We start from the raw sequence: 2,010 nt of genomic DNA, 5'->3' as shown, positions 1-2,010 counted from the left end.
GTCAGCGCGGCGGACGACTGCACGTAGGAGACACGCCGCTGCTCGCCGTACCAGGCCCGCGTGCGTTCCTCCCGTGCCTTGTTGTAGACGAGACGGACGCAGCCGAACGTGCGGGACAGCTCGGCTGCCTGCTCGTCCGTGGGGTAGAAGCGGTACTTGAAAGCCCGCTTGACCTGCTGCGTCATGCCTCACGCCGTATCAGATTCCGTGTGAGCGGCCGGTGCCGACCGGTGGATGACGGACGCCGGTCCGCCCTGGCGGCGAACCGGCCTTTCCTGCCCTGCTCCGCAGGGACTTCATTTCTCCCCCGCAAGCGGGAGGTACCCCCGCCCCGGCCTGAAGGCCGGGGTATCCACGAAGGAGAGACCCGATGACTTCTGCGGCACGTACGCGCGCCCGCACGCGCGCGCTGACCGGGACCATGGCCGCGTTCGGCCTTTCGTTTGGCATGGTCATGACCAGCGGCGCCACTCCGGCGAGCGCCGCGACCTGGCCGTCGGCCTCCGGCAACCAGCCGGTGACCTCCACCATCTCGGTGTCCGGCGTCCGCGACGGCGGCATGAAGCGCTACTACGGCAGCGGTGATCTGGCCGGGGACGGCCAGGAGGAGGGCCAGGACCCGATCTTCAAACTCGCGGCCGGCGCGACGCTGAAGAACGTCATCATCGGCGCCCCCGGCGCCGACGGCATCCACTGCGAGGGCAACTGCACCCTGCAGAACGTGTGGTGGGAGGACGTCGGCGAGGACGCCGCGACCTTCCGCGGCGGCTCCACCTACACGGTGACCGGCGGCGGCGCCAGGAAGGCCGCGGACAAGGTGTTCCAGCACAACGGGCCGGGGACCCTGAACATCTCCAACTTCGCGGTCAGCGAGTTCAAGACGCTGTACCGCTCCTGCGGCGACTGCTCCACGCAGTACACCCGCAAGGTGAACCTCAACAACATCGAGGTCACGGGCACGGGTTCCACCGCCCGGCTCGTCGGCATCAACGTCAACCGCAGTGACGTGGCGACCCTGCGCAGGATCACGATCCTCAACGACAGCGGCCGCAAGGTCGTGCCCTGCCAGAAGTACAACAACAACACGGCCGTCGGTACGGGCCCCGACAGCACCAACTGCCTGTACTCCGGCTCGGACATCACCTACAGGTGAGGCCGCTCGTCACCCACCGGTGAGTCCGCTCCCCACGGCCGGACGGAGTCTCCCCCCACGGGCCTCGTCCGGCCGCCCGGTGCTCGGCCGTCGGCGTTCAGCCCCGGCGATCGGCGTTCGACCACCGGGGCGCCCGTGCGAGGCCGGTGTCGACCGGGGGTGACCCATCAGGGCAGGGGCGCCCTCACCAGATCTTGCGCTCCCACAGCGGGGCGATGCGCTCCCACGCCTCGTCCCACTGGTCCATCCTGCGCCGCTCCAGACGGCCGCGGACGAGCCTGCCGCCCGCGAAGGGCACGGCCGCCACGAAGATTCCCGCCAGCCCCCCGACCAGGCCGGCCCGCAGCCGGGCCTGGGCCTCCCCGGCGGGCTCGGTCACCAGCCGGCCCCGGGCATCCGTCCAGACGGTGACCGGTGTGCCCATGACGTCGGCCGGATCGACCCGGGCCTGACCCTCGCGCGCGGAGCCGTCCGGCGCCGCCCAGCGCACCTTCGCCCACACCTTCTCGGCCCCCGCGCCGCTGCCGGCGCCCGGCTCCGGGGCGTCCTCGACGAGCCGCGCCTCGACGGGCCGCCACTCCTCGCGCTGCCGGGCCAGACCGGACTCGACGGAGTCCGCGGACAGCAGCCCCGCGACCAGGCCACCGCCCACGGTGAGGACCCAGGCGACGAGCACGACCCAGGACTCCAGCCGGTCACCGCGCCGTTTGAGCGGGTTCCGCCGCCAGCGCCACAGCCACACCTTCGGACCACGGAATGCCACCATCGGGGGCACCCTCCCTCACGCACACAGGACAGCCGGACCGCACTCCCATACGGCGGCGGCCCCGCCCCTGCTCATGCGACGTGGGTCACCC

At 71.7% G+C, this 2,010-nt stretch carries 3 protein-coding genes; 1 reads left to right on the top strand and 2 read right to left on the bottom strand.

Translation table 11 applies throughout. The features are described 5' to 3' along the window. Positions 1-185, bottom strand: a 185-nt coding sequence (locus tag AOK15_RS21615) for a helix-turn-helix domain-containing protein (protein WP_157870331.1), incomplete at its 3' end; no start/stop codon positions are given. Between the two features lie 185 nt (positions 186-370). Between AOK15_RS21615 and AOK15_RS21610 the strand changes: the two genes are divergently transcribed. Then, positions 371-1,153 (top strand): pectate lyase, encoded by a 783-nt coding sequence (locus AOK15_RS21610; protein ID WP_055519395.1) that lies wholly within the window; start codon positions 371-373, stop codon positions 1,151-1,153. Between the two features lie 184 nt (positions 1,154-1,337). Here AOK15_RS21610 and AOK15_RS21605 read toward each other — a convergent pair whose 3' ends face one another. Continuing rightward, entirely contained in the window at positions 1,338-1,919 is a 582-nt protein-coding gene (locus AOK15_RS21605; protein WP_055519392.1) for an Rv1733c family protein, read from the bottom strand. Positions 1,920-2,010 lie beyond the last annotated feature (91 nt).

The sequence above is a fragment of the Streptomyces ossamyceticus genome (assembly GCF_001418475.1).
Classification (GTDB): domain Bacteria; phylum Actinomycetota; class Actinomycetes; order Streptomycetales; family Streptomycetaceae; genus Streptomyces; species Streptomyces ossamyceticus.
This window is presented reverse-complemented; position numbering and strand designations above follow the sequence as displayed.